Source organism: Ramlibacter aurantiacus, from assembly GCF_016722895.1.
Taxonomy (GTDB): Bacteria; Pseudomonadota; Gammaproteobacteria; order Burkholderiales; family Burkholderiaceae_C; genus Ramlibacter; species Ramlibacter aurantiacus.
Genome location: NZ_JAEQNA010000001.1, coordinates 1,001,799 through 1,028,763 on the forward strand (window position 1 = coordinate 1,001,799; position 26,965 = coordinate 1,028,763).

Annotated in this window: 20 protein-coding genes; 7 read left to right on the forward strand and 13 right to left on the reverse strand. The window is 67.2% G+C overall.

Translation table 11 applies throughout. The features are described from left to right. Positions 1–10: 10 nt before the first annotated feature. From JI739_RS04645 to JI739_RS04675, 7 genes are all read right to left on the reverse strand, one after another. Positions 11–1,012, reverse strand: coding sequence for a porin (locus JI739_RS04645; protein WP_201682646.1), 1,002 nt, complete (start codon positions 1,010–1,012; stop codon positions 11–13). A 44-nt stretch (positions 1,013–1,056) separates the two neighbouring features. After that, positions 1,057–1,497 carry a JDVT-CTERM system glutamic-type intramembrane protease MrtJ gene (mrtJ, locus tag JI739_RS04650; RefSeq protein ID WP_201682647.1) on the reverse strand — a complete coding sequence of 147 codons (441 nt, stop codon included), beginning with the start codon at positions 1,495–1,497 and terminating at the stop codon, positions 1,057–1,059. Beyond that, positions 1,494–4,211, reverse strand: coding sequence for a choice-of-anchor D domain-containing protein (locus tag JI739_RS04655; RefSeq protein ID WP_201682648.1), 2,718 nt, complete (start codon positions 4,209–4,211; stop codon positions 1,494–1,496). Before JI739_RS04655 ends, mrtJ begins: the two co-directional genes overlap by 4 nt. A gap of 37 nt (positions 4,212–4,248) precedes the next feature. After that, positions 4,249–5,637, reverse strand: coding sequence for an OmpA family protein (locus tag JI739_RS04660; RefSeq protein ID WP_201682649.1), 1,389 nt, complete (start codon positions 5,635–5,637; stop codon positions 4,249–4,251). 30 nt (positions 5,638–5,667) lie between these two features. Beyond that, positions 5,668–7,797, reverse strand: coding sequence for a hypothetical protein (locus tag JI739_RS04665; RefSeq protein ID WP_201682650.1), 2,130 nt, complete (start codon positions 7,795–7,797; stop codon positions 5,668–5,670). A 336-nt stretch (positions 7,798–8,133) separates the two neighbouring features. Beyond that, the gene (locus JI739_RS04670) at positions 8,134–9,849 is read right to left on the reverse strand and encodes a serine/threonine protein kinase (protein WP_201682651.1); all 1,716 of its coding nucleotides are present in this window, start codon (positions 9,847–9,849) and stop codon (positions 8,134–8,136) included. A gap of 93 nt (positions 9,850–9,942) precedes the next feature. Further along, positions 9,943–12,639, reverse strand: a complete 2,697-nt coding sequence (locus tag JI739_RS04675) for a protein kinase domain-containing protein (RefSeq protein ID WP_354003677.1) — start codon at positions 12,637–12,639, stop codon at positions 9,943–9,945. Between the two features lie 420 nt (positions 12,640–13,059). Here JI739_RS04675 and JI739_RS24920 point away from each other — a divergent pair, with 420 nt between their 5' ends. Continuing rightward, positions 13,060–13,665 (forward strand): hypothetical protein, encoded by a 606-nt coding sequence (locus JI739_RS24920; RefSeq protein WP_236589060.1) that lies wholly within the window; start codon positions 13,060–13,062, stop codon positions 13,663–13,665. Positions 13,666–13,842: 177 nt separating this feature from the next. On the opposite strand, the gene JI739_RS04685 is transcribed toward JI739_RS24920, so the two are convergent. The 4 genes from JI739_RS04685 to JI739_RS04700 all read right to left on the reverse strand — a co-directional run bounded on the left by JI739_RS04685 (position 13,843) and on the right by JI739_RS04700 (position 17,906). Continuing rightward, positions 13,843–14,754 (reverse strand): vWA domain-containing protein, encoded by a 912-nt coding sequence (locus JI739_RS04685; protein ID WP_201682653.1) that lies wholly within the window; start codon positions 14,752–14,754, stop codon positions 13,843–13,845. A gap of 869 nt (positions 14,755–15,623) precedes the next feature. Continuing rightward, positions 15,624–15,761 (reverse strand): hypothetical protein, encoded by a 138-nt coding sequence (locus JI739_RS04690; RefSeq protein ID WP_201682654.1) that lies wholly within the window; start codon positions 15,759–15,761, stop codon positions 15,624–15,626. 223 nt (positions 15,762–15,984) lie between these two features. Next, on the reverse strand, positions 15,985–17,061 hold the full coding sequence (locus JI739_RS04695; RefSeq protein WP_201682655.1) for a maleylacetate reductase: 1,077 nt from the start codon (positions 17,059–17,061) through the stop codon (positions 15,985–15,987). Then, entirely contained in the window at positions 17,058–17,906 is an 849-nt protein-coding gene (locus JI739_RS04700) for an intradiol ring-cleavage dioxygenase (protein WP_201682656.1), read from the reverse strand. The genes JI739_RS04695 and JI739_RS04700 overlap by 4 nt, the downstream gene beginning before the upstream one ends. Positions 17,907–18,019: 113 nt before the next feature. On the opposite strand from JI739_RS04700, the gene JI739_RS04705 reads away from it, so the two are divergent. After that, on the forward strand, positions 18,020–18,940 hold the full coding sequence (locus JI739_RS04705) for a LysR family transcriptional regulator (protein ID WP_201682657.1): 921 nt from the start codon (positions 18,020–18,022) through the stop codon (positions 18,938–18,940). Positions 18,941–19,016: 76 nt separating this feature from the next. Here the strand turns inward: JI739_RS04705 and JI739_RS04710 are convergent, their stop codons facing one another. Next, complete coding sequence (locus JI739_RS04710; protein WP_201682658.1) at positions 19,017–19,565, reverse strand: MarR family winged helix-turn-helix transcriptional regulator; 549 nt, start codon at positions 19,563–19,565, stop codon at positions 19,017–19,019. Positions 19,566–19,691: 126 nt separating this feature from the next. Here JI739_RS04710 and JI739_RS04715 point away from each other — a divergent pair, with 126 nt between their 5' ends. From JI739_RS04715 to JI739_RS04735, 5 genes are all read left to right on the forward strand, one after another. Continuing rightward, positions 19,692–20,957, forward strand: coding sequence for an acyl-CoA dehydrogenase family protein (locus JI739_RS04715; protein ID WP_201682659.1), 1,266 nt, complete (start codon positions 19,692–19,694; stop codon positions 20,955–20,957). A gap of 12 nt (positions 20,958–20,969) precedes the next feature. After that, on the forward strand, positions 20,970–21,521 hold the full coding sequence (locus JI739_RS04720) for a flavin reductase family protein (RefSeq protein WP_201682660.1): 552 nt from the start codon (positions 20,970–20,972) through the stop codon (positions 21,519–21,521). Positions 21,522–21,536: 15 nt separating this feature from the next. Then, the gene (locus JI739_RS04725; RefSeq protein WP_201682661.1) at positions 21,537–22,526 is read left to right on the forward strand and encodes an amidohydrolase family protein; all 990 of its coding nucleotides are present in this window, start codon (positions 21,537–21,539) and stop codon (positions 22,524–22,526) included. Between the two features lie 26 nt (positions 22,527–22,552). Further along, positions 22,553–23,548 carry a Bug family tripartite tricarboxylate transporter substrate binding protein gene (locus JI739_RS04730; protein WP_201682662.1) on the forward strand — a complete coding sequence of 332 codons (996 nt, stop codon included), beginning with the start codon at positions 22,553–22,555 and terminating at the stop codon, positions 23,546–23,548. 87 nt (positions 23,549–23,635) lie between these two features. Continuing rightward, positions 23,636–24,274: a glutathione S-transferase family protein gene (locus JI739_RS04735; RefSeq protein WP_201682663.1), complete on the forward strand. Its 639-nt coding sequence runs from the start codon at positions 23,636–23,638 to the stop codon at positions 24,272–24,274. Between the two features lie 42 nt (positions 24,275–24,316). Here the strand turns inward: JI739_RS04735 and mdeB are convergent, their stop codons facing one another. Next, positions 24,317–26,947 carry an alpha-ketoglutarate dehydrogenase gene (mdeB, locus tag JI739_RS04740; RefSeq protein ID WP_201682664.1) on the reverse strand — a complete coding sequence of 877 codons (2,631 nt, stop codon included), beginning with the start codon at positions 26,945–26,947 and terminating at the stop codon, positions 24,317–24,319. Between the last annotated feature and the right edge of the window lie 18 nt (positions 26,948–26,965).

Sequence of the window (26,965 nt, forward strand, 5' to 3'; positions counted from 1 at the left end):
GCTGCCGCCTTCAGAAGCGGTAGCGCACCCCCACCGCGACCGACAGGCCGCGGGTCTGCCCCCGCACGCGATCGTCCATGCCGATCAGGTAGATGTCGGTCACGCTGTCGTACGGGTACAGGTAGGCCGCGCTCGCCGTGCCGTGCCGCCGGTCGACGGCTGGGCCGTCGGCCTGGGCCCGGCCGTATTGGGCCTGCAGGGTGCCGGGCCCGACGGGGACCGCGACACCGGCCGTCGCGAGGTGGCTTCGCACGTCCAGCCCCTTGTCGCGGGTGCGCGTGTAGAGACCGAACACGCGCGCGAAGCCGAAGTTGTAGGTGGCCCCCAGCTGCCACGCGTTTTCGCTGAGCAGGTCGTCGATGCCGTCGTCCCGGTGCACGCGCTGCGCCGAGAGCGCCCCGGCGAACAGGCCCTTGGCCACCACCAGGCTGGCGGCGTAGCGGTCGCCGCGCGCCGAGTTGTCGCCCTGGCTGTACATGAGGTTGCCGGTGATGCCGTCGAAGTTTGGCGTGCTGTAGCTGATCGCCCGGTTCCAGTAGAAATCGCCCTGCACGCCTTCGAGGTTGCCCGACCCGAACACATGCCGCAGCGCGGGTGAGAAGGCCGGCGAGTTGCCCAGCGCGTTGAAGCGCGCCGTGGTGTCGAACAGGAAGGTCTGCAGGCGGCCGACGCGCGCCGTGCCGTAGGGGCTGGCCAGCGAGACGAAGGCGTTGCGCGAGAACAGCGGGTCGTCGTTGTTGCGGCCGAGGCGCCAGTCCTGGAAGCGCAGGAAGGTCTCCAGCGTCATGCCCGGCGTCCAGCCGCCCTCCAGGCCGTAGGTGGCGTTCACGCCGACGAAGCTGGCACTGAGCGAATTGCTGTTGAAGCGGTGTTCGCGGTAGAAGCCGCTGCGCTCGAAGCGGCCGTAGGAGAGGTCGAGCACGCCGTAGAAGGAGTGGTCGAACTGGGCGTGGGCTTCCAGGGCGGCGAAGCACAGCAGACCGGCTGCGTACCTCAGAATCTTTGTGTGCATCGGTGTTCCGTTTCTTATTGCTCTTCAATGGGTGCGGGGGCGAATCAGCCCCGGACTGACATTCCCGCCATGTGCCAGGCGAGCCATCCGGCATTCATCACCGCATGCAGTGCAACGCAGTAACGGAGCTTGCCCGTGCGCTCGTACACCACACCGATCACCAGCGCGGGGATGACGACGGCGAAAGCTGTCGCATCGTCGCGTGCCAAGGCATGCGCCGCGCCGAACGCGACCGCCGTCAGCGCATTCGCCGCCATCGCCGGCCATGCAGGCCAGCGTCGCAGCAAGATTTCTTGCATGCCGCTCCGGAACAGTGCCTCCTCGACCAGCGGCGCCACCACCAGCAGCATGACGATGCGTGGCCATTCGTGAACTGCTGCTGCCGCTGCCACGACCGACACCAGCACGCCCGCTGCGATCAGCGGTCCGTAGGAATGCCTGCGAAACCATCCGCCCCCTGCCGCGCGGAGCCGGCCGAAGGTCATGGACACCTGACTCGCGCCGCCGTCCGGCGCCGATGGAATACCGCGGCAGCAGCGAGCAGCACCAGCGCCCAGAGCGTCGGGTCGGCCAGCGCGTCGCCGGAAGCAATCGAGCAGCCGCCGCTCGAGACATCGGTTCGCTCCTGCCCACTACCGGCCAGTGGCACCTCGAGTGCCTTGGCGTCCAGATCGGTGCTCACGCGCAGCATTCCCGTCGCTGCATTCCCATCCGTTGGCGTGAACATCACGGACACGGTGCAGTCGCTGCCCCGTGTCAGCGTGAATGGAGGCGTTGGGCAGGTTTTGGATTGAACGCTGAACGGCGCATCGGCGCTAATTGCGGTCACCTCGAGCACGCCATCACCCGCGCTGGCGAGTCTCAACTCAAGCGGCGCTGATTGCGCTCCTACTCGCACGCTGCCCAGTGCCATGCTGGAGCTGGAGGCAGTCAGGTGGGCCGAGGTGCCACCGACCGCGCGTCCGCTCACCGCGACCAGCGGCGGGGGAATGCCGAAGGACGAGACCACCTCCAGCTGCGCATGCTTGGCGCCGCCGCTGCCAGGCACGAATTGGACGCTGATCACGCAGGAACCTCCCGGGAACATCACCGCAGGACACCCGCTGACGCTGAAGTTGGATGCATCCGCGCCAACCATGCGAATCGCGTGGATCCCGGCGTTCACCGAACCCGCGTTGCGCAGCACCACCATCCCAGGCCGCTCCGACTGTTGACCCGCGATGACGAAGCCGGCAAAAGTGATCGGTCCCGGCGCGTCGGCGAACACGAGCACCGGTGGGGATTCCAGCGTGCCGGCGACGGCCGACAAGCCGACGGTACGTGTAGGAGCTGACGGGGCGTCGGTATTGATCTGCAAGGAGCCGCTGTAGCTTGCTTCAGGTCGCGTCGGGTCAGGGGTGAACTGGACATACACCGTACAACTCGCCCCCGGGGCAAGCACCTGGTCGTCACAGGTCGATTGCGTGGCGGGATCCGGCACGATCACGAACCCGCCGCCGGACAGAGACACTGTATTGATGCGCAGAAAGGAGCTCGCTCCTTCGCCATTGCCAATGACAACGGGTTCAGGCAGAAACGCGCCATTGATCGCTCGACGGCCGAAATCGATCGACTCGCGTGAGAGCGTCAACAGCGGGCCTGGCACGGCCACCCCGTTCCCACAGACCTCAACTGCTTGCGCACCATTGCTGCTGACTGCGGCGCTAATCGTCACCGTCGTACAACTTTGCCCCAGGCGTCTCGGTGTAAAGCGCAACGTTATCGCGCAGTTGGGGGCGTTGCTGCCGCTCGTGATTCTGGGCAAGGGCGGCGCTGACGCGCAGTCGTCGGTAAGTGCGAACCCGTCCGGGTTGGTGGATGTGACAGGATTGAGGTCGAGTCCGTCTGCAGTGCCCGTGTTGAACACGAGTAACTCATTCCACGGCGCACTCGTGGTATTGATGGGTTGAGCAGCAAATGCCGGCGGAGATACTCGTCCTGCTACAGCGCTCGGGCTTGTAAACAGACCGATGCGGGGTCGGTTCACGGTCGCCACGTCACCGGTCATCAGAAAGTCTGCCACCGTCCCGGCCGTGGGGGCGTTGTGTATCACCCGCAGCATGGCGTTACGCGCGCCAGTGCGGCCAGCTTCGCCAAACTTGGAGGGGTTGAACCGAATAGCCAAGGTACAGGCCGAATCTGCGGGGCGGAGCGTCGTTTCACCAGATATGGGGCTCCCTATGGAGGCATTGCAAGGGCGGTGCGCCGCCGAACACCTCGCGTTGTCGCCCCACTCGAAATACGAGGAATGATCAGCTTCGTCATTTGCCTGCAGCACCGAAAAGTCGAGCGTCAGGATTCCATCGCCCGCGTTCTGAATGGTTGGGCAAAGCGTGTCGGAACCATCGGGCGGCGCCGAGAATTGTCGGAGCGCGTCGAATCCCGCAGTTGAGAAAATAGGACCAACCGGGGGCGGGCCTGCGGACGTCCCCGTAAAGCGAATCCGATATTGAACGTCTGAAGGCGTCTGCCCCGCTGCGAACCTCAGATTCAGATCGATCACGGAGGATAAGCTGTCACCATTGTTCGTTCCTGCCGCTGGGGAGAACTTGATGTCAATTTCGCATTCCTCAGCGATTGTTCCCGCCGAGCCAGCTACCACGGGGGGGTTCGGCGGGCTCGGCGGGCTCGGCGGAGCAATACAGGTATTCCGGGAGATGCTTAGGTGGGTCATCGCCCCCGCAAGGCCCACGACCTGGAGCGGTTTCGCGCGAGTGTTTGCTATACGGATAGTGACCGCATCACTAGATGATCCAACTTGGACAGGGGTTGTGAAGGTGTGGGATCCTTCTGCCGACGTATAAATTCTGCGGCCATCGAGGAATACCAGAGCATCCCGAACGGTTATCAGGTACTCGCGGATAAGCTGAACCTCATTGATATTCAGCACACCCTGCATTGGGGAGGTCCCCCGATAAATACCGCTGGCATCACTGGTGGCAACAAACTCTTGCAAGTACTTGTGCAAGGCTGCATCGGCCCCCAGGCGGTCATCGCCCCCGAGGTTCGGCATGTTGAATTTCCCCTCCACGCCCGGTGGAGTGCCATGGCAAGAAGAGCAGCGGCTACTGTAAAGAGGGGGGACGTCTACATCCGCCGCCGTTGCCGCGGAGATCAGGATGACCGACGTGGCAAGACATATCAGGTAGCGTGCGAGCATCTTCCATCTCCCACATCGGATCTGGCAGTTCGAGACGTCAAACACAATCCACCACCCTGAATTCGACCCGCCGGTCCAGCGCATCGCGTTGATCGTCCGTCCCCAGTCCCACCAGCGCCTCGCGCGAGCCCACGCCGCTGGCGGTCAGGCGGGTGCCCAGGCTGCGGTTGCGCTGCTCCAGCATCTTCTGCACCGCCTCGGCGCGCTGGCGCGAGAGCCGTTCGTTGACCCGCGCACTGCCGGTGCGGCTGGTGTGGCCGACGATGCGCACGCAGGCCGCGGCCTTGCCGGTCTGCTGCGCCAGCGAGGCGAGCCAGATCTGGTATTGCTCGCGCAGGTCGCCGATCTCATTGAAGGTGGTGCGCCCAGGCTGGAACAGCAACTTGACCGGCAGGCGCTTGGCTTCCAGGCCCGAGTCGACCAGCCGGGCGAAGGCATCGCGCGCCGCCTCACGCTGCCCCAGTTGCCAGTTGGTGAGGTAGAGCCCGTTCAGCACCCGAAGGTCACCCGGGTCAGCCAGTGATTCGGCTTCCTTGTACAGCTTGTTCGCCAGCGGGATCTCCCCCTTGCCATAGGCCAGGATGGCTTCGTTGACCACCGCCGCGGCCGGCAGGCGGGCGAGGTACTCGGGGTCCGCCAGGTCGCCGATCTTGGTGTTGACCTGGCACGAGTTGATGTAGCCCAGCACGGTCTTGTCCCGGTGCCAGGTCGGGCTGTCCTTGTAGAAGGGCAAGGGCTCCGGGTTCACCGAATCCGCGGTCGCACGGTCGATCTGCTTGGCGATGACCTGGCCGGTGCGCAAGTCGATCAGCGTGAGCCAGACGCGGAACGCATCCGGCACGGTGTCGACCGCCCGTTCCACGTTGACCGGCGTGAGGGTTCCGATCAGCAGCAAGGGCTTATCGGCCAGCGCCTGCCGGGTCAGCGGCTGGACGGTCCAGCGTGCCTGCCGCGCCTTGACCATCGACTCGAGCTGCTCACCCATCTGGGCGGTGCTCACCGTCTGCGCACCGGTGTTGGCGTCGATCAGCGGATCGATGACCAGCACGCGCGGCTCGTCCCCCAGCCGGGTGCGGGCTTGCGCGAACAGGTCCTGGCCGGCCCGGGTGACGGAGTTCTCGAAGGGCACCGGGGCGGGCGCGACGAAGTTGCTGTCGGCCCGAGCGGGTGTTGCAGCGGCCGCTCGCGTGGCTGGCGCCGCCGCGGGCGGCACGGCGACGGCCGGTGGCTGCGGAAGCGGGCTCGCGACGTGCGCCGCGGCCGGTGGCGCGGCGACATCCCCCGTCATGCGCACCACTGCAGACGGCGGCGGGCTAGCAGTGCCCGCCGAAGGACGCGCAGGCATGTTCGGGCTGGAGCAGCCGGCGAACAGGGCCGCCGTCATCAGCAACGTGGTCCAAGCCGGCCTGCGAAGCGACTGGTTCATGAATCGATTTCCTTCTGCCATGCGCCACCATCAGCGCTTCGGATACGCCGGATCGGGCCGAGGTGAATCGCACCCGAGGAAGTTGCGCATCAATGCCGCGAGAGTGGGATCGGTCCGGGTCCGCTCCGCGACACGGTTCATCGTCACCAGTGCATTGGGCATGGTCGCGTTGCGCGCTACATCGGGCGTTCCACCGCAGACGTAGGGCTCCGCTTGCGTCCTGAGTCCAAGAGGTCCGATGAAGTCCCAATCGAAGTTGTCTCCAAGCGCGGTATGACAGGTGCGGCAGGAAGAGCCGATCACCTCGCGATAGAACTTCCCGGCACCGGCATGTGCCTGCGTCTCGTCCACGCGCCAATTCGGCGGCACGTAGCTCTTGTCCAGGGTCTTGCCGCCGTGTGCATACCAGCCGTCGATGAGTCGGGTGGTCGCGGTGCTCGGCGATTTGGATGTCGAAGGTTCGGTCGCACGCACCAGCCGGTTCAGCTCGAAGATCGCCTCGCTCTGGGCCTGTTCGGTCAGGCGCGGGCTGGAGCCGAAGCGGAAGTTGCCGGTGTCGAAGGGCAGGAACCTCGCCCCGAGGTAGGGCGAGGGGTTGCCCTTGTCGGGGAAGCGCCCGTTGTACTGCGTGCCGCCGTGGCAGGCCACGCACGCACCCGGCATGAACTTCTCACCACGGCCGTCGAGATTGATGGACGGCAGCAGTGATCCATCGGGCGCGAAGGTCAGGAACTTGGTGAAGGGCAAGCCCGCGTTGACGCCCGGCGTGGTGGTCCATTCCATCGCGACGCAGGCCACCCGCTTCTCGTCCCGCAGACCCGCTTCGATCACCCTGTCGACTTCGGCCTGCGTGCTTCCATCCGGCCCAGGATGGTTGCAGACGTAGAAGGCGATCGAATCGGGAGCGTTTTCCGTGGCCACCATGCGCCGGACCAGGTTCAGGTCCATGCGGTTGATGAAGTCGGCCCGATACTCCGTGTTGGTGCCGGCGTAGGGCTTGAACTTGTGCTGCCGCTTCCAGTCCTCGAACGAGATGGGTCGGACCATCCGCCCCTGGTCATCACAGTCGCCGGCAGCGCCGAAAGAGCGGTAGTACATGCAAGCGCTGCGCCGCGTGTCCTTGCCCTTGTAGGTCAGGAAGTGGTCCGGTTGCGGCAGGGCCTTGGATTGATCGCCCTCGAATTCCAGCTGCAACATCTCGCCGCGAACGTTCCCGTCGGGACCACTGGCGAGCATCTTCACGGTACGGGGCCGGCTGTTCGGGATCTGGTGCGAGAGCTCGACCGGGGAGCTGCTCACATATCCGAGCACAGGCGATGCCGGCGGCGGCAAGTCCAGGGTAGTCGCGTACGACTCGCACTGCACGCGCAGCTTGAGCCTGGCCGTGACCGCGACCGCCGCATCGATTGCATAGTCGCCGAAACGATTGACGCGAACCGGCGGCGCCAGTGATGTGCCGTCTACCGCAAGCAACTGGACCGTGGCTGCACTCTGTATACCCAGGAACTCGTTCTCCGTGCCACAGACGCCGCCGTCGGCGAGGGCGACGTGTCCGTGCAGTCGGAGGTTTCGCGCGCCGTTGCGCGCGTCTCTCGTTGGGGATTCGAGTGTGACCACAGCAGCCTTGGCGTCCTGTTCCAAAGTGAACCGGCCACAGAGTTCGAGTACGGCGCCCTGATTCGTCGCGCACCGGACCTGGTAGCTTTCGCCTGCACGAAGCTTGGGCAGGCTGACCTCGCCACTGAGGTCGGACGCGCCGCTGAACACCACCTCTGCGCCAGACACCACCTGGACCTGCACGTCGGGCAGGTAGACCATGCGTCTCACGGCTGCACCGCCACCCGGTGGCGCGAAATTGGTATCGCCGCTGGCGTGGAATCGCAGGCGCCGCGGCGCGCCGGCGATCTCGGTCACGGGCGGTGGGACATGGCTCACCGGCTGCGGCGCCCGCCCTTCCCCGCCGATGGCGTCGCTCGATGCCGCGTACTGCTGCTCGACGTAACCGCCCTTGCCATCGGACACCAGGACATAGGCGAAATGCAGGCCCGGGCCTTCCGGCAGGGTCCATACGGTTTCGCGTGCATTACGGTTCTCGATCGTGCCGCCGGTGACACGCCACTGGTATCGCAAGCTGTCGCCGTCGACGTCGGCCGCATCCACGCGAAGCGAGGTCTTGGTGGGGCCGCTGTTCTCGGGGCTGCCGGTGCTGCCCGCGCCACCACCACATCCAGCCAGCGAGGCGGCCATCAGGCCGAGCGCCATTGCAATCCAGCCCTTGCGAGGGAGGTGCCCAGGGTGACGAGAGTTCATGTACCAGCAACCCTTCTCCAGATCCCAACGGACTCGCCAGCTGGCGCTGGCTTGCCCGCGCCTCGTATCGGCAAGTCATTCTAGGAAGGGGGTCTTCGTTGCCGTCCAGGAGATTTGTCCCGATTTAGAACCACCCGGGATGAGTCCATTTTCTGGATCAATCCCGAAGCGGCGCTTACAGCCCGGTCAGCGGCAGCCGAGCGTACGCACCCGATCGAGCAGCTCGGGGTGGCTCTCCCCCAAGGACAGGCGCGTGATCAGGCGCGCGCACTCGGCCTGGTTGGGCTCGGGAGGCCGCATGACCGGGCGAGCCGGCGGCGCAGGCGGCGCCCGGTTGGCTGGAGGAGGCGGGGTCGGCGAGGGGGGTTCTGTGGTCGCCGGCGGCGATGGAGGTTTCGGTGTCGCCGGCGCCGACGCAGGTGGCGACGCCGGTGGCGGTGCAGGTGGCGGTGCAGGTGGCGGTGCAGGTGGCGGTGCAGAGCGTGGCGACACCGGCGACACCGGCGACACCGGCGACACCGGCGACACCGGCGACACCGGCGACACCGGCGACACCGGCGGCACCGGCGGCACCGGCGGCACGGGCGACGGGGGCGGCACGGGCGGCGGGGGCGGCACGGGCGGCGGGGGCGCGCCGGGCGGGGCCGGTTCCTGCGATAGGGGAACCGGTTCCGGCGCGCTGGGCCCGGCGCCGGGCGTCGACGGCCCAGGGCGCAGGACGATCCAGGCGAGCACCAGGGCCAGCAGCACCGCGCCGGCCAGCAGGCCGTAGCGCCAGCTCGCTGCTCGCGCAGTCTCCGGACTCGAAGGTGCCGGCTCGGCGCCGGCTCGCTGCCGCCGACCGGCCGGGCCTGTCGCGTCGGGCTTGACGATGGTCGGCTCCCGCGACGCGCCGGATGTCGATGGCCACGGCGGCGTGACCGTCCCGGGGCGGGTGGGCTGGCGGGCCACGGGGTCGATGCGGGTCGCCTCGGGATCAATCCACGGGCCAGGCGGCGCCCTGCCCCCCTGCCCCGTGCCGATGCCCAGTTCGCGCCGGAAGTCCTCGATGGAGCGGGTGCGGTGCTCGGGCAGGACGGCCAGGGCATGGTCCACCGCCTGCAGGAAGGATGGGCTGTAGAGGCCCTGCGCCGCCTCGACCAGGGGCACCACCGCGTCGTGCATCAGCCGGGTGCTCGAGTCCTGCGGTGGGCGCCCGGTGATGGCCCAGTGGATCGTGGCGCCCAGCGCGTACACATCGGTCCACGGACCCTGCTTCAGGCCAGGGATGGTGTTGTACTGCTCCACGGGGGCATACCCCGGCTTGAGCATGGCCGTGGGCGATTCGGACATGCCCTCGATCACGCGCCGGGCGGCACCGAAATCCAGCAGCACCGGTTGGCCGTTCTCAGCAAGCAGCAGGATGTTGTCGGGCGCGACGTCGCGGTGAAAGCAGTTCTGCGCATGCATGACGCCGAGCGCGGCCATCAGCGGCGCCAGCAGGTCGAGCAGCCAGGGCTCGTCCGGAGGGCCGGGCATGGACTGCACCGCCTGCTTCAGGGTCGGGCCTTTGTAGAGGGGCATGACCATGTAGGCCGTCCCGTGGGCCTCCCAGGCCTGGTGCACCTTCACCAGCGCCGGGTGCTCGAACTGCGCGAGCAGCTTGCCTTCGTTGATGAAGCTGCGCAGCCCGATCGCGAAAATCTCGCGGTGTTCCTCGGACCGGGGACCCACGTAGCGGGTGTCCTTGCGCACCGCAAAGGTGGCGGGGATGTACTCCTTGAGGGCCACGTCGCGGTCCAGCGAATGGTCACGGGCGAGGTAGACGATGCTGAACCCGCCTTGGCCGAGGCGGTCCACGACCTCGAACTCCCCGAGCCGCGTGCCCACGGGGAGCCCGTAGCCATCGACCGCCGCGCTCAAGCTGTCCTCGCGGGGTGAGGCGGCAGGCAGCCGGCGCGGGACCGGGTCACCTCACGGCGTTCATGCGCAAGTCGCGCCGCGCGGGCGTGGGCCTCACCGGGCATTGCCTTCGACAGGACGCGCCGGCTCCGCCGGAGGACCTCCGGCCGATTCGATTCCCGGCCCATCGACCGAACGGCCGTCCGCGAACACCGTCTTGCCGTTGTCCGTCTTCTTGCCGTCCCTGAACTCGCCCTCCCAGAAGGTGCCGCTGGGCCACAGGTACTTGCCGTGCCCGTGGTGCCTCCCCTTGACCCAGCTGCCGGTGTAGGTGTCGCCACTCACGAAGCGCATGCTGCCCTGGCCATGCGGCTCGTCGGCGGCGAAGTCGCCCGTGTAGCGCTGGCCATTGGCCCAGACGAACTGGCCCCTGCCCTGCCGGTGTCCGTTCACCCAGCGGCCGGTGTACACGTCGCCGTTGGTGAAGCGCATGCTGCCTTCACCGTGCGGCTGGTCCGCCGACCACTCGCCCTGGTAACGCTGGCCGTTCGCCCAGACGAACTCGCCCTTGCCGTGCTGTTTTCCCTTCACCCATTCGCCCGTGTAGACGTGTCCGCTGGCGAAGCGCATCGTGCCCTGCCCGTGCGGCACGTCACCGGCCCATTCGCCGCTGTATCGCTGGCCATTGGCCCACTCGAAGGTCCCCTTGCCCTCCTTGCTGCCGTTGACCATGCGCCCTTCGAAGCGGTCGCCGTTGGGATAGGTGATCTGGCCGTTGCCGGACAGGGCACCGGTCGCCGGATCGCGTGCGAAGGGACCGGGGGCCGCTGCCACTCTTGGCGCAGCTGGCGCAGCAGTGGGCGCCGCAGGTGAGGCGGCGGGCGGTGGCGGCACCGCTGCCGCGGCCGGGGCCGATCCGACCAAGTTCGGGGGCGCGGCCTCCGTCCTGGACGGCGCTGCGGGCGAAACCTGCTCGCGGGCTCCAGGCGCAGCCGGCAGCAGCGGCGGTGGCCGGGTGACGGTGATCTGCGATGGAGCTGGCTCGAACGGACGTGCCGAAGCGGGTGCGGCATCGGCCGGTGCGGATCCCGCGCCCGGTGGGGTGGGCGCCGTCGCGGCGCGAGGAGCCGTCGCAGGCGGCACCGGCGCAGCCGCCGGAGCAGGAGCTGCCGCGAGCCTGGTCTGCCTGGCCTCCAGCATCATCCGTGCCGCATCGGCATGCCTGCCGCGCGGATAGCGCCGGAGATACGCCTCATAGGCAGCGGCGGTGTCCCGCATGGTGGCGCCCCTCCAGAACTCGTCCTCGGGGGACAGCCCCGGACCGGGTGCCAGGGCCACTGATGGATTCGCAGCGCCCGCCGCCGCCGGAGGCGGGGACGTGTCTGTTCCGGGCGCAGGGGAACGCGACGGGGGGCTGGTCGCCTGCGGATCCGGCAGGGGTGCGGGTGCTGGAGGTACCGGTCCCTGGACAGACGCGGACGCTGGCTCTGATGGAACTGAAGCGCGCGGTGCAGCCGGTGGTGCCGACGGTGGTGGAGATGGCTGCGCCGGACCGCTGACGGACGGGCCGGCAGCGGCCACCTCCGTCGACGAGCGCGCGTCGGAAGCGCCGGCTTCTTCGCCGGTTGCTGATCCGAAGAGGTATGCGAACAGGGCTGCGCCCGTCACGGCTGCCCCGGCCACGCCAGCCATTGCCCAGCCGGTCCGGCTCCTGTTGCCGGCCTTGGGCTCGGGCTGGCCCATGGTGTGCCGATCGCCTGGGTTGGCCGTGGTGCTGCCGGGCGGCAGCGAGGGGGGCCATGTCCGCAACTGCGGCTCGATTCTCGGCGGCTGGACCGCAGCGGCACCCGCTGCCTTGCCAATGGTGCGCACCGCCCCGGGCATCGTCCGCGGCCCGCTCTCTTCCGCCAGGGCCTTCCGAAGCTCCGACACGTTCTGGATACGCTGGCTCGGGTGGACGGCTAGCGCGTGATCGATCGCATCGAGCAGGTTCTCGCTGTACCGCCCGCGTCCGGCTTCGCGCGCGGGAAGCATCTCGTCTCCGACGATCCGGGCCGCCGATGGCGGTGGCGCCGTGCCGGTGATCACGAAGTACGCCACGGCCCCCAGCGCGTAGATGTCCGTCCACGGACCCTGCTTCATGCCCGGCGAGTCCGCGTACTGCTCGATGGGAGCGAAGCCGGGCTTGAGGATGACGGTGAGCCCGCGCGTCGTATCCCCGATCACCCGCCTGGCGGCTCCGAAGTCCAGCAGCAGCGGCCTGCCGTCCTTCAGGATGAGGATGTTGTCGGGCGCGATGTCACGGTGATAGCAATGCTCCCCGTGGATGGTCTCCACGGCGTCGAACAGGTTCACGAGCATGGCACGCAGCCAGCGCTCGTTGGCATCGACGCGGCCCTCGCGCAAGGACTGGCGCAGCGTGACGCCTTCGTAGAACGGCATCACCATGTAGGCGGTCCCATTCGCTTCCCAGAACCGATACACCTTGACCAGCGAAGGCGAATCGAAGCGCGCCAGCAACCGGGCTTCCCCGACGAAGCTCTTCAAGCCCGCCGAGAAGGTCTCGACGTGCTGGCGGGACCGGACGGTCACCTGCAGGGCCTGCGTTCGCGAGGCCATGCCCGAGGGCATGAATTCCTTGAGCGCGACCATGCGGTGGAGCGAGCCGTCGTAAGCCAGGTAGACGATTCCGAAGCCACCTTCCCCGATCACCCCCCGGATCTCGAATTCACCGAGTTGCGTGCCCGGTGGCAGCGCGTTCTCCGGCCATGTGCCCGGCGCTTGCGAACTCGGCGAGCCGCTTCGAAGCACGGTCTTGTCTGGATCAGGTTCCTGGTCTGTGGACGAGTTCACGATGGGCTACCGCAGAGAATCACTGGCTGGGCATTCGGGCAATGGACGAAGGGACAAGAGGATGACGCCAACACGAACAAATTCAAAGCTCATCCTGTCCACCAGCCCGGCCCTATTTGAGCCAGGGCCTGCACGCCCGTACATAGGTCGGTCGTCACGGCGGTCCCAGGACAAGCCACCTACCAGGGCAGGTGATCGGGCGGCGCGGGTGCCTGCCCTCTCGGAAAAGCCTCATGAACCTGATGCCGGATCTGCAAAGGTGTAAGCGGTCCACCGACTCCCGGGACACACGTCATCCGGCGACGGGACAAACCGCAGGGGACATGGCCGACCCGTCATGTTTCTAATGATCCATTCCCGTCAGGGGAAAGGTCAGCCATGGGAGTCTTCGCGAACAGTGCCGCCTTCGAACATCCGACGAGCCGATTGCGGGCGTTGGGCACGGACCTGTCGCCGGACCGGGCCATCGTCGACCAGCATGGAAACGTCGTTGCTCGCGCCAGGACCGGAGGAATGGCCAGTCCTTCCAGGTTCGAGCTGAAACGTCGTTCGACCGTTTACCGATTCGGAGGACACGGCATGTCGCCTCGCCATGTCGCACAAGGAGCATGGTGGATCGAGAGGAGCGAGTTCGAGAAGCTGGTCAACTTTGCGAACGCCCAGGAGATCTTCATCGGTCTTGCAATGCGGGTCTTGTGCCTCGTGCCTCCGGAGTGGAGTGACGCGAGTGTCCTGGTACGTGCCCGCGTGGCCCGGGACCTGCTGGCCTGGCGAGGCCTTGCCAATTCCGTGGTCACTCCGGCGAAGACGGGACCGCTGGGTACGGTGAAGATGCCCCATCAGAATGACATCTCGGCGCGCCGCATCCACCAGCTCTTCATCCCCGGGCTGGATGAGCCCGGGTTGGTGGACCCGCCGATGTCGATCGAGCACGCCTTTCATCTCGATCCACGCGAAGGGACCCGTGGCTTCCTCTACTTGTGAGAGTCGGGTCGGGGTTCTGTTGGTGGGTGGTGTCCGCGGTGCTCGGTGCCGGTAGGACAAGCCGCCCACCAGCACCGGGAGCCGCGCGTTCGATCTTCTCGGCAGGAAGTTGAGCTCGGCGTTCTTCGGAATCGCGCAAAACGGGCGATGACGCCGTTCACCGAGTCGCATTCCAACTTAACGATTGACCACATCGAAGGCCTGCTTGAACGTGAACGGCACCAGCGTCCCGTCGATTCTGACGGCGCGGGTGAATGTCCATGTCCTGCCGGTGCCTTGCACAAATTGAGCCGCATCTCCGCTCAGGTCCGTCTTGACCGTCACCTTACAGGTGCTGGCGTTGCCACTGAGGATCGCCGCGAGCGACTTGTAAGCGGCGAAGAGTTGTTGTGCTTCCGAGGCGAAAAAGAACGAGCCTCCGGTCTCCTTGGCGATTTGCGCCAACGCGCCGTTATCCCCTTCTTTCAAACCGACGGGAAACACAGGGATCTGTAGTCGCTTGCTTTCACTGATGACATCGTTTTCCGTCGCTGCACCTTCGTTGTTCTGGCCATCCGTGAATGCCAAGACTGCCTTGTTTGCTTTACCGCCTTGGGAAGATGTGTACGACAAGCTCGACATGATGGAACTGTACAAGGGTGTTCCGCCGTCGGGTCCTCCAATGGAGCGAACCGCTGATTTGATGCGGCCGACGTCGGCCGTAAATCCCGTGTAGATGTTGAATTCGCTGGGCCGATTGTTGGATGCGCTCGTCGGAAATGCGGCGACCGCCGCCTCATCTGCCGCTGTCATTGCGTCTGCGAACACTTGCCCGGCTTGGAGGGACAGGTCGCCAGGATCGTTGGATGACATGCTGCCGCTACGGTCGAACAGCATCATTGCAGAGTAATTACCCTTAGGAAATGTCTGCGCCGATGTACCGCAATCGACAGATTGCACGTCGAACGTCTGTGTCGACGTGGCACCGGTATCCGGATTCCGCCATGTGGTCGACGAGAACTGAAGATCGGCCGGCGTTGGTGCTCGAAATGTGCCGTCCGCACCCACGAAATAGAGGTCATTCTCCACGATTGCCGAAATCGAGGACATGCTCAGTACTCGATCACTTCGATAACCACTGACCGGTAGTGAGGACTGAGCAGGAGGACCTGATGGTTGGGCAGGCGCCTCCGGCGGCGGCGCCGTTGGTGCCGCCGCCGGAGGCGCTGGAGCTGTCGGTGCGGCGGCAATCGGCTCACCACCATCACCCCCACCACCACAAGACATGAGACTGAATGCAATGCAAATCAGTGGCCACTTTGGCTTCCGCATGACGTCTCCTTTGAACCGGTTTGCAAAGTTGCCTTAAATCCCATTGTTCGCGGCTGTCGCGATGGACACGGTTGCTCCACGCCAAGCGACAGCAGCGCTAACTGCAGGTGCGCAGGCACGCGGCCGGCACGGCCGGTACAGAGGTGCCCAGCAACCCGTTCCCTGTCAGCCGGGCGATCGTCCGGGAGCGGGAATCGACGGTGTTGCCAGTTGCCGGCGGGCTGCAGTTTCCGGGATGGAAATTGACCCGAGTGCTGTCCGTCCCCTGGACTGAGTTCGGGTGACTGGTGACAAACCGGATGCGAGCCGCAGGGCCATCCAGGGTCGGTTTGTACGGACTCGCGCAAGCGGCAAGGGACACGACGAGCAGCCATCCAAGGTATATGAGGATTTTCATGGAACCTGGCTTGGGTAATGACAGCACTGTTCCCTGCGTCGATTGAGCCGAGTCAATCAGGGCCAAACGGGTAGACGCCGCGATTGATGGTGCTGGCGGCTGTCGGGGAAGTCTATGGTCGATATGTCATGGCAAGGTCCTAGCCATGGACCTCAAGCATCGAGCAGTCAGTGGCGTCTCTCAAACGTGGGCTACCGTAGGACCAGAGCACGAGCGTCGACCTGCGGCTCCGCGGCGTGTGAATCTGGACTCAGGCTCGAACTTTGCCGTTGGGCATTCGATCCAAGCTCGGGTCAACATGGCGTTGAGCATCTGAAAGCTCATCCTGCTTCTGCTGGATGGCACCGGGCAGCCAGGCCCATGCGAACACGACGGTCTTGAAGGACATGGGAAGCGATCGTCGGTCAGCGTTTCAGGCCAGCCTGGTGGCAACGACGGGTGTGCGTGAATGGCAGCATCGGCCGGGGCAAGCATGCGTCCATTCGCGCGGCACCGGCGCCGCGGCGGGGACGGCTGCGGCGACTTGCTCCTGTTCAGGCGTGTCGCCCGGGTGTGGCGCCTCCGGGCGAGCTCAGCGCTCCGGCGCGCCTTCGGCACCGATCACGATTCGTTCAGTCCGGCCGCACGCCGTCAAAGGCGCGCTGCAAGAGATCGCGGATCTCGCCGCGTTGCGCAGCATCGATGGGACGTGGGTTCCAGTAGGGATTGCCAACGGCGATCTGCGCCGCGCGGTCCAGGTCCTCGCGGCGCATTCCGATCTCCTTCAGCGATACGGGCGCCCCGTTGTCTCGCGCCAGGTCGAACAGCGCCGCAGGCGCGCTGGCCCGGCCCGACGTGCCCAGGGCGCGCTCGATGCGCTGCATGGCAAGCGGCGCCGCCGGGGCATTGAAGGCCATCGCCTGCGGCAGCACCACGGTGTGCACCTGCGCATGCGGCAGCTCGAAGCTGCCGCCCAGCGTGTGGCACAGCTTGTGGTGCAGCGCCATGCCGACGTTTCCCAGCACCGTGCCGCAAAGCCAGCTGCCGTAGAGTGCGTCGCCGCGCACAGCCAGGTCGTCGGCGCGCTGGCGCAGCGCGGGCAAGGCCTGCGCCAGCGCGCGGATGCCCTCCTCGGCCAGCAGGTCCATCACCGGATTGCCGTCCCGGGCATACAGGCCTTCGGCCGCATGGGCGATCGCGTTGATGCCGCTGGTCACGCTCAGGCCCACCGGCAGCGTCAGTGTCAGTGCCGGGTCGTAGATCACCGTTCGCGGCAGCACCCGCGGGTCGCTGCCCGTCTTCTTCAGGCCGTCCTCGGTGATGCCGTAGATCGGCGTCATCTCGCTGCCCGCGTAGGTGGTGGGGATGGCCAGGATCGGCAGCCCCGACTCGAGGGCGATGGCCTTGCCAAGGCCGGTGGTCGAGCCGCCGCCGAACGCGATGACGCAGTCGGCATCGAGGCGGCGGGCTTCCTCGCGGGCCTGCCGGGCGATCTCGACGGGCACGTGCATCGCCGCCCGCGCAAAGACACCGACCACGCGGCGAGGCAGGCGATCCGCGATGTCACCGGCGGGGTCCGCGTGCCCCGGCGTGGCCAGGAGCAGCGCGCGCCTGGCGCCCAGCAGATCGAGCTCGCGCTCCAGGTGCGCGAGGGAACCCGCGCCGAACACCACGCGGGCCGGCTGGCCGCTGTAGACGAACGCCCTCATGCCGCTTCCCGCTGCGCCGCCGCCGGGTTCAGCACGAAGTCGTACTCCAGAAGGTAGCTGCCATCGGGCTGCTGGACCCAGTCGCACACCAGCGACTGGCGCACGCCGAACACCGCGTCGGAATCCAGGTAGTCGCTGCGGTCCCGGAACACGTGGGTGATCAGGGTTTCATAGCCGGGTGCCGTGACCATGAAGTGCAGGTGCGCCGGACGCCACGGGTGGCGTCCCGTCGCCTCCAGCAACTGGCCGACCGGGCCGTCGTGCGGGATCGAGTACGGCACGGCCAGGATGGAGCGGAAGTGGTAGCGGCCCTGCGCGTCCGCGGTCACCACGCCGCGCGCCTGCGCCTGCTCCAGCCCCTCGTGCTGCACGTCGTACAGACCGTCGTCGTCCGACTGCCAGACGTCGAGCACCGCCCCGGGCACCGGCTCTCCGTCCAGGCCGCTGACCCTTCCGCGCACCAGGCAGGGCGTGCCCTTGGCGCCGTTGGCGATGTCCGCGCCCAGCTCGTAGTGCGGCGCGCCTGCGACATGGAAGGGCCCGAACACGGTCGATTCGGTGCAGCCCGCCGGCTTGTCGTTGTTCATGGCCACGGTCAGCATGGACAGGCCCAGGACATCCGACAGCAGGATGAACTCCTGGCGCTTGTCGCTGGTGATGTGGCCGCAGCGAGTGAGGAAGTCGATCCCCTGGAACCACTCCGCCTCGGTCAGCTTCACCTCCCGCGCAAACGCGTGCAGGTGCTGCACCAGGCTGGTCATGATCTGCTTGATCCGCGGGTCTTCGGTCGCCGAAAAACTGGCGATGACGGCTTGGGTGATGTTGTCCTGGTTCAGGTTGCGCATGGCGGCTCCGTTATGGCCGGGCCCCTCGCAGGGCCCGATACGCGCCACTCTAGAATCTTGCGAAGGCAAGTGAAAGTCCCTTGCTGGAATTGACTTTTCCAAGGCACGGAACGATGGACCGGTTCACCGAGTTGGCGCTCTTCGTCCAGGTCGCCGACAAACTCAGCCTCAGCGCCGCCGCCGAGGCGATGGGTCTGTCCAGACCGGCCGCGACGCGGCATTTGGCCGCCCTCGAGAGCCGCCTGAACGTGCGACTGGTGGAGCGCAGCACGCGGCGCCTCTATCTCACCGGCGAAGGGCAGGAGTTCGTCGAGCGTGCCAGGCAGGTGCTGGCTGAACTGCAGGACGCCGAATCGACGCTGCACCGCAGCGCGGCAAGTCCTTCGGGGCTGCTGCGGGTGGGCGCATCGCTGTCGTTCGCCATGCAGGTCATCGCGCCGCGACTGCCCGAGTACCACCGCCGCTACCCGCAGGTGCGCGTGCACCTGGAGACCGCGAACCGTTACCTGGACATCATCGACGAGGGCATCGACGTCGCGATCCGCACGCGCGAGTGGGAACCGGACAGCAGCATCACCATCCGCAGGCTCGCCGCGACCCGCCGCGTCCTGGCGGCCTCACCCGGCTACCTGGCGGCCCGGGGCAGGCCCTCATCCCCCGCGGACCTGCGCGGGCACGACCTGCTGGTCTACGTGCACGCCAACAACCCGCACGAGCTGAAGTTCGCTCGCGGCAGCGACCGGCAGACGGTCTCGGCGCCCGGCCTGCTCGAGTCGAACGACGGCCAGGTGCTCAGGGCCGCCGCGCTGAACGGCCTGGGCATCCTGATCCAGCCCAGCTACATCCTTTACGAGGACATCGTGGCGGGGCGGCTGGTGCCGGTGCTGGACGACTGGGAGCTGCCGCGCCTGCAGATCAACATCAGCTATCCGAGCCGCAAGCACCTGTCGGCCAAGGTGCGCACCTTCATCGACTTCATGGTCTCGGAGTTCGAGCAGAACCAGTACGAGAAGCGCTGGACGAGCCGGATCTGAGCCTGCGGATCGGGTTGGTTTGCTTGAAAAAGAAAGGATTCTCGAGCGCTGCCGCTGAGCCCGGACCGCGCCGGGTTCAGCTCCCGGGGTCGAGCACGGCCATGTTGTCGTAGAGCTTTCGCAGCATGGCCTTGAGGCTGTCGACCTGCGGCTTGGAAAGCCCGGCCAGGGCGACGCGCTCGTACAGCTGCGCCAGCGGGATCACCCGCTGGGTCAGGTCGACCCCTTCGGGTGTGAGCCGCAGCGCGATGGCTCGCGCATCGTCTTCGCTGCGCTCGCGCGCGACCAGCTTGCGCTGGATCATTCCGTCGACGATCCGGGACAGCGTCGAAGGCTCCGCCGTCGTCTGCACCGCCAGGTCCGACAGCCGCTGGTGCGGCCTCTCGTGCAGGGCCGCACAGACGCGCCACTCGGCCAGGTTGAGGTCGAACGATCGAAGCTGCTTCGAAAAAGCCTGGCCCATGCGCATCCCCGCTCGCGTGACCAGGTAAGGCACCGCGTCGGCCAGATCAAATTCCGCGGTCGCCGGCACCGCCGGCGCCTGGACATCATCCTGCCGGCTCCGCCGGCGCGGGCCCCTGGCAGTGACCGTTTTCGCCGGGTTGCGTTCGACTCCTTTGCTCATGCACGGATCTTAAGCCAGCCGGATTTAGCCCGGCGCGGGTAAACCCCGACCAAATTTCGATTGCGAATGCAAATATCCTGTCCGACACTAAACGTGCAGTTTCCACTAAACAACCGGGTCCCGACCATGCCTCAAGCCCCCTCGTCCACCTTGATGAATTCGTCCGCGCTGCCCGTCGCACCGGGTCGCCAATCGCCCGTCTCGTCGGCACCGCCGCTGGAAACGATCCTTGCGAACGCACGCGAACTGGTGCCGGTGCTGCGAGCGCGCGCGCCGGCCACCGAACGAGAGCGCCGCGTGTCCGAGGAAACCACCCGCGCCTTCCGGGAAGCGGGTTTCTTCCGGCTGATGCAGCCGGCGCGCTATGGCGGCTACGAGTACGGATTCACGGCCTTCATGGACGTGATCGGCGAGCTGGCGCGCGGCTGCACCGCCTCGGCCTGGGGCTGTTCGCTGGGAGCGATCCACCAGTGGCTGATCGGCACCTTCCCGCAGCAGGCGCAGGACGATGTCTGGCTGCATGACCCGGATGCGATCGCCTGCGGCTCCTATGCCCCGGCCACGCTCGCCCAGGCCGTCGACGGCGGCTACATGATCCAGGGACGCTGGCTGTTCGCCTCCAACGTGGACAACTCGCAGTGGGCGCTGCTGGGGGTGAACTTCCCGCCGGCCGAGAAGGGCGCGCCGCCGCAACCCGGCTTCCTGCTGGCCCCGCGCAAGGACTGGGTCATCGAGGACGACTGGCATGTCGCCGGCCAGGCCGGCACCGGCTCCAAGGCCATCCGCATCGACGATCCGATCTTCGTTCCCGGCCACCGCAAGATCACCTTCGCCGAGGCTTCCTCGGGCCGCCCTCCGGGCTCGCAGGCCAACGGCAACCCGATCTACCGGATCCCCTTCCTGTCCGCCGTGCCCGTGTGCCTGGTCGCCCCGATCGTGGGGACGGCGCAGGGCGCGGTCGACGCTTTCATCGAGCTTTGCGGCAGCCGGGTCACGCGGGGTGCGGCGGCTGGCGGTGGGGCCCGGCTGGCCGATTTCTTCCCGGTGCAGTCGCGCCTGGCGGAAGCGGCCGCCTCGGTGGACGCGGCGCGCCTGCTGCTCGATCGGGACACCACCGACGTGGAGCGGCTGGCGCTGCGCGGCGAGGCCATCACCGTGGCCGATCGGATCCGCAACCGGCGGGACCACGCGTTCGCGGCCCGCCTGTCCAAGGAGGCGGTGGAGGCCGTGTTTGCCTGCGTCGGCGGGGCCGGCCTCGCCCTGGACCAGCCGATCCAGCGGATGTGGCGCGATGCGAACTCCATCGCCCGCCACTACAGCCTCAACTGGGACGCGGTCTCCTCGATGGTGGGCCAGTACCTGCTGGGGCTGGAACCCAAGGGCCAGTATTGAGCGGGGCCTGCGATGTTTGCCTGGGCCCCTGCCGCCATCGACGCTCCGGCGCACGACCACAGTCTGCTGCGCCGCGCGCTCGCAACCTTTCCCACCGGCGTCTGCCTGGTGACCACCGTGTCCGACGCAGGCAAGCGCGAGGGCATGACCATCAACTCGTTCGCCTCGGTGTCCATGTCGCCGCCGCTGATTCTCTGGAGCATCCGCGACGAGGCGCGCAGCGCCGACGCGTTCCTGACCTGCCGGCACTTCTGCGTGAGCGTGCTGTCGGCGGCGCAACGCGACCTGGCCATGCACTTCGCCCGCCCGGCGCCGGACAAGTTCGCCGATTGCGAGGACCGCTTCCAGCCCGGCTTCGGCGGCTGCCCGGTCCTGCGCGAAGCCGCCGCCAACTTCGAGTGCTCGACCTATTCGCGCTACCTGGAAGGGGACCACACCATCCTCCTGGGTCGCGTGGAGCGATTTTCCAGCCAGCCCGCCGCTTCGCTCGTTTTCCATTCCGGCCAGATGGGGTCGGTGTGGGAGCTGGCGGCCAGCCTTCCCCAACCATCACAAGCCATCTGAACAGGAGACATGCACATGCAAGGAAAGATCGGACTCGAGGAACATTTCGCCATCGAAGACACCCTGCAGGATTCGGCCGGATTCGTTCCGGGCGACTACTGGCGTGAACTCAGCGCACGCCTGCTCGACATCCAGGAGCGGCGGCTGCGCGAGATGGATGCGCACGGCATGCAGATGATGCTGCTGTCGCTCAACGCCCCGGCGGTCCAGGCCATTCCCGCGGTGGCCAGGGCCCACGAGATCGCGCTGCGGGCGAACGACTTCCTGGCCGAACAGGTCGCCCGGCGTCCGGACCGCTTCCAGGGTCTCGCGGCGCTGCCCATGCAGGACCCGGACCTGGCTACCCGGGAGCTCGAGCGCTGCGTGCGCGAGCTCGGCTTCAAGGGCGCGCTGGTCAACGGCTTCTCGCAGGTGGGGACCCCGGACCACATCGTCTACCTGGACGATGCGCGCTACGACGGCTTCTGGGCCGCGGTGGAACAGCTGGACGTGCCGTTCTACCTGCATCCGCGGAACCCGATCCCCACCTGGTCGCAGATCTATGAGGGGCACCCCTGGTTGCTCGGGCCCACCTGGGCCTTCGGCCAGGAGACCGCGGTGCATGCGCTGCGCCTGATGGCCTGCGGCCTGTTCGATCGCCACCCTGGACTGAAGATCGTGCTGGGCCACCTGGGCGAGGGACTGCCCTACAGCATCTGGCGCGTGGACAACCGCAACGCATGGGTGCAGACGCCCAAGGCCTATCCGGCCAAGCGGGCGCTGGGCGACTACTTCCGCGAGAACTTCTGGATCACCACCTCGGGCAACTTCCGCACGCAGACGCTGATCGACGCCATCCTGGAAATGGGCTCCGACCGGATCCTCTTCTCCACCGACTGGCCGTTCGAGAACGTCGATCACGCGGCGCAGTGGTTCGACAACGCCAGCATCAGCGAGGCCGACCGCCGCAAGATCGGACGCGGCAACGCCGTCGAGCTGTTCAAGCTGGGTTCCACGCTGGCCTGACCCATCCGACACGAAGGAGACATGACATGAGCCCATCCCTTGCCCGACGCCGCCTGCTCACCGCGGCCGCATCCCTCGCAGCCGCCGCACTGCTGCACTCACCCGCCGCCTGGGCCCAGGGGCCGAACTGGCCCACCCGACCGGTCAAGCTGGTCGTGCCCTTCCCCGCAGGTACCGCACCCGACGTCGCAGCGCGGCTCCTGGCCGACAAGCTGTCGCAGGGCTGGGGGCAAAGCGTGGTGGTGGACAACCGGCCCGGGGCCGGGGCCATTCCGGGCATGGTGGCCGCCGCGCGCTCGGCCCCGGACGGCTACACCATCGCCTTCGTACCGGCGGCGGCTGCGACCATCACGCCCTTCGTCCACAAGAACCCGCAGTACGACATCAACACGGATTTCGTGGCCGTCGCGCCCGTCGCGACCGCGCCGATGATGATCGTGGTCGACGCCAGGTCGGACGTGCACAACCTCGCCGACCTGGCCCGGCTGTCCCGCAGCAAGCCCGGCAAGCTGAACTTCGCCGCCGCGCAAGTCAATTCGCTCCCCCACCTGACCGGCGCGATGCTCGATCGCCTGGGCAAGCTGGGCATGTTCACCGTGCCCTACCAGGGGTCGCCCGCCGCCGTGAACGGCGTGCTCGGCGGCGATGCGCTGATGACCATCGACGGCATCGCCGGCCTGGTCCAGCATGTCAAGGCGGGCAAGCTGCGCGCGCTGGCCATCACCTCGGACAAGCGCTTACCTGGCTTCGAGGACATTCCCACCGCCTCGGAAACCTACAAGGGCTTCGAATCGGTCGGCTGGTTCGGCCTGTTCGTCCCGACGGGCACTCCGCAGCCCATCGTCGATGCCATCAACGCGCACACGAACAAGGCCATGGCCAACCCGGACCTGGTGCAGCGCTTCGCCGAACTGGGCATGTACCCGCGCACCGGCTCGGCCGCCTCGCTGAAGGACTTCACGCAGGAGCAGCAACAGCTGTTCAAGCGTTGGGTTGCCGAGCTGGGCCTGCAGGCGCAGTGACCGCCGCGCCCATGCCGCCGCGCACGCACACGGTCGACTCGCGGACCCGTACCATCCGCAGGTTGTGCACACGATTCCAAGACACTCATGATCCATCTGCATGCCTACGACACGCCCAACGGCCGGAAGATCAGCGTCGCCCTCGAGGAAATGCAACTTCCCTACGACGTGACCATCGTCGATATCGGCAAGGGCGAGCAGTTCAGCGATGAGTTCCTGCGCATCAGCCCGAACAACAAGATTCCTGCCATCGTCGACGACGCTGGGCCCGAAGGGGAACTGAGCATCTTCGAGTCCGGTGCGATCCTGGTGTACCTCGGCCAGAAGACCGGCAAGTTCTGGCCCGCATCGATCGCGGAGCAGGCAGAAGTCATGCAGTGGCTGATGTTCCAGGTCGGTGGATTCGGGCCCATCCCCGGGCAGGTGCACCATTTCCTCGGGCTTGCCAACGAAGAGGAGCGGCGCTACGGCCTGGCGCGATTCCAGTCGGAGACGCGGCGGCTTTACGGCGTGATGGATCGCCATCTGGAGGACCGCCGCTATTTCGCGCGAGACATCTCCATCGCGGACTTCGCGATCCTCGGTTGGGTGTGGCGACACGCCAGGCACCAGGTCGACCTGGCCGACTTCCCGGCGGTGGCGCGCTGGTACGAAGAGATGATGGCGCGGCCCGGCGTGACGCGGGGGTTCCAGGTGGCGCTGCGCCGGAATGAAGCGAAGGCCTGAGGCCGCGGTCCTTTCGGCATCCGGCCTGTCCGGAGAAGTCTCCTAGAACTGCTCCGGCCTGCCCAGCGCACGGCGCGCCGCGCGGACGATCGCCGCGGCATCCACGCCGAAGAACTGCCGCAGGGCCGCGCGCGTATCGCTGCGGCCGAAGCCGTCGGTGCCCAGGGTGACGTAGCGGCGCCCGGCCGGCAGGTACGCCCGGATGCTTTCCGGCACGGCCCGGACGTAGTCACTGGCGGCGATCACCGGGCCCTCGCCGTCCAGCCGCTGCGCCACGTGAGGCACGAGGTCGCCGCCTGCGCCATCCAGGGCACGCTGTTCGCAGGCCAGGCCGTCGCGCGCCAGCTCACTCCAGCTGGTGACGCTGAACACGTCGGAGGCGATGCCCTGCGCAGCCAGCTGCTCGGCCGCCTGGATCACTTCGGTCAGGATGGCGCCGGAGCCGAGCAGCGTGACCCGCTGCGTCGCATCCGCATCGCCGTATCGCGCGAAGCGCCAGCAGCCGCGGAGCACGTCCGCGTGCGCCCCGGGCGGCACGTCGGGCTGCGCGTAGCTCTCGTTCATCAACGTGAGGTAGTAGAAGACGTCGCGCTGTTGCACCAGCATCTCCCGCATGCCGTGGTCCACGATGACGGCCATCTCGCCCGCGAACGCCGGGTCGTACGCCTTGCAGTTCGGGATGGTGGCGGCCACCAGGTGGCTGCTGCCGTCCTGGTGCTGCAGGCCTTCGCCGGCCAGGGTGGTGCGGCCCGCCGTGGCCCCCAGCAGGAAGCCGCGCGCGCGCTGGTCGGCGGCCGCCCAGATGGCGTCACCGACGCGCTGGAAACCGAACATCGAGTAGTAGATGTAGAAGGGCAGCATGGCCAGCCCGTGCACGCTGTAGCTGGTGGCTGCCGCCGTCCAGCTGGCGATGGCGCCGGCCTCGCTGATGCCCTCCTCCAGGATCTGGCCGTCCAGCGCTTCGCGGTACGAGAGCACCGAGCCGATGTCCTCCGGCTCGTACTTCTGTCCCACGCTCGAGTAGATGCCCACCTGCTTGAACAGGTTGGCCATGCCGAAGGTGCGCGCCTCGTCCGCGACGATGGGCACGATGCGCGGGCCGAGCTCCGGGTCCTTCAGCAGCGCACCCAGCAGGCGCACGAACGCCATGGTGGTGGACATCTCCTTGCCGGCCGCCTGCAGCGCGAAGCGCGCATAGGCATCCGTGGGCGGAACCGGCACGACGGCGCACGCCGTCTCGCGCCGGGGCAGGTAGCCACCCAGCGCCTGGCGCCGCGCGTGCAGGTAGCGCATCTCGGCGCTGTCCTCGGCCGGCTTGAAGAACGCGAGCTGGGTGGCCTGCTGGTCGGACAGGGGCAGGTTGAACCGGTTGCGGAATTCCAGCAGCGCCGTCTCGTCGAGCTTCTTCTGGCTGTGCGTGGTCATCTTTCCCTGCCCTGCGGTGCCCATGCCGTACCCCTTCTTGGTGTGCGCCAGGATCACCGTGGGCTGGCCACCGTGCGCCGCGGCGGCGGCATAGGCGGCGTGGATCTTGACCAGGTCGTGGCCGCCGCGCTTCAGGCGGTCGATCTGCTCGTCGGTCATGCCCTGCGCCAGGCGGGCGAGTGCGTCGTCCTGGCCGAAGAAGTGATCGCGGTTGAAGCGGCCGTCCTTGGCGGCGAAGGTCTGCATCTGGCCGTCGACGGTGCGGGCGAAGGTGCGCACCAGGGCATTCGTGGTGTCGCGCGCGAACAGGCCGTCCCAGTCACTGCCCCACAGCAGCTTGATCACGTTCCAGCCGGCGCCGCGGAACAGCTTTTCCAGTTCGTCGACGATGCGGCCGTTGCCGCGCACCGGGCCATCGAGGCGCTGCAGGTTGCAGTTGACCACCCACACCAGGTTGTCCAGCTTCTCGCGCGAGGCGAGCGTGAGCGCGCTCATGCTCTCGGGCTCGTCCATCTCCCCGTCCCCGAACACGCCCCACACCTTGCGCCCGCCGCAGTCGAGCAGGTTGCGATGGCTGAGATAGCGCATGAATCGGGCGTGGTAGATCGAGCTGATCGGGCCGATGCCCATCGAGCCCGTGGGGAACTGCCAGAAGTCCGGCATCAGCCAGGGGTGCGGATAGCTGGAAAGGCCGCGAGCGCCCTGCGCCGGCGCGGTGACCTCCTGGCGGTAATGGGCCAGGTCCTGCTCCGTCAGCCGGCCCTCGAGGAAGGCGCGCGCGTAAACGCCCGGGGCGCTGTGCGGCTGGAAGAACACCAGGTCGCCCGACGGGGCGGTGTCGCGACCCCGGAAGAAATGGTTGAAGCCCACTTCGAAAAGGTCCGCGGCGCTCGCATAGCTGGCGATGTGGCCGCCCAGCTCGCCATACGCGGTGTTGGCCCGCACCACCATGGCCAGGGCGTTCCAGCGGATCAGAGATCCCAGGCGCTCCTCGATGGCCAGGTCGCCGGGGAAGTCGGGTTGGCGCTCCACGGAAATCGTATTCACGTAGGGCGTGACCAGCTCCGGCGACCAGCCCACCACCGGGGCGCGGGCCATCACCGCGAGTTCGTCCAGGATGAAGCGCGCGCGCTCGGGGCCCTCGGTCTCGACGAGTGACAGGAACGCGTCGCGCCACTCCTGCGTTTCGACGGGATCGGCGTCGCCGGACAGGTCGATGAAGTGACGGGTGATGCTGTGGTTGGCCATGCGGCCACTGTAGTTCGG

Coding starts and splice junctions, on each gene's coding strand:
- JI739_RS04705 (WP_201682657.1), top strand. CDS start 18,020: ATGGACCGGTTCACCGAGTTGGCGCTCTTCGTCCAGGTCGCCGACAAA.
- mdeB (WP_201682664.1), bottom strand. CDS start 26,947: ATGGCCAACCACAGCATCACCCGTCACTTCATCGACCTGTCCGGCGAC.
- JI739_RS04645 (WP_201682646.1), bottom strand. CDS start 1,012: ATGCACACAAAGATTCTGAGGTACGCAGCCGGTCTGCTGTGCTTCGCC.
- mrtJ (WP_201682647.1), bottom strand. CDS start 1,497: ATGACCTTCGGCCGGCTCCGCGCGGCAGGGGGCGGATGGTTTCGCAGG.
- JI739_RS04685 (WP_201682653.1), bottom strand. CDS start 14,754: ATGTCCTCGATTTCGGCAATCGTGGAGAATGACCTCTATTTCGTGGGT.
- JI739_RS04735 (WP_201682663.1), top strand. CDS start 23,636: ATGATCCATCTGCATGCCTACGACACGCCCAACGGCCGGAAGATCAGC.
- JI739_RS04660 (WP_201682649.1), bottom strand. CDS start 5,637: ATGAACCAGTCGCTTCGCAGGCCGGCTTGGACCACGTTGCTGATGACG.
- JI739_RS04725 (WP_201682661.1), top strand. CDS start 21,537: ATGCAAGGAAAGATCGGACTCGAGGAACATTTCGCCATCGAAGACACC.
- JI739_RS24920 (WP_236589060.1), top strand. CDS start 13,060: ATGGGAGTCTTCGCGAACAGTGCCGCCTTCGAACATCCGACGAGCCGA.
- JI739_RS04730 (WP_201682662.1), top strand. CDS start 22,553: ATGAGCCCATCCCTTGCCCGACGCCGCCTGCTCACCGCGGCCGCATCC.
- JI739_RS04720 (WP_201682660.1), top strand. CDS start 20,970: ATGTTTGCCTGGGCCCCTGCCGCCATCGACGCTCCGGCGCACGACCAC.
- JI739_RS04695 (WP_201682655.1), bottom strand. CDS start 17,061: ATGAGGGCGTTCGTCTACAGCGGCCAGCCGGCCCGCGTGGTGTTCGGC.
- JI739_RS04700 (WP_201682656.1), bottom strand. CDS start 17,906: ATGCGCAACCTGAACCAGGACAACATCACCCAAGCCGTCATCGCCAGT.
- JI739_RS04655 (WP_201682648.1), bottom strand. CDS start 4,211: ATGCTCGCACGCTACCTGATATGTCTTGCCACGTCGGTCATCCTGATC.
- JI739_RS04715 (WP_201682659.1), top strand. CDS start 19,692: ATGCCTCAAGCCCCCTCGTCCACCTTGATGAATTCGTCCGCGCTGCCC.
- JI739_RS04710 (WP_201682658.1), bottom strand. CDS start 19,565: ATGAGCAAAGGAGTCGAACGCAACCCGGCGAAAACGGTCACTGCCAGG.
- JI739_RS04690 (WP_201682654.1), bottom strand. CDS start 15,761: ATGTCCTTCAAGACCGTCGTGTTCGCATGGGCCTGGCTGCCCGGTGCC.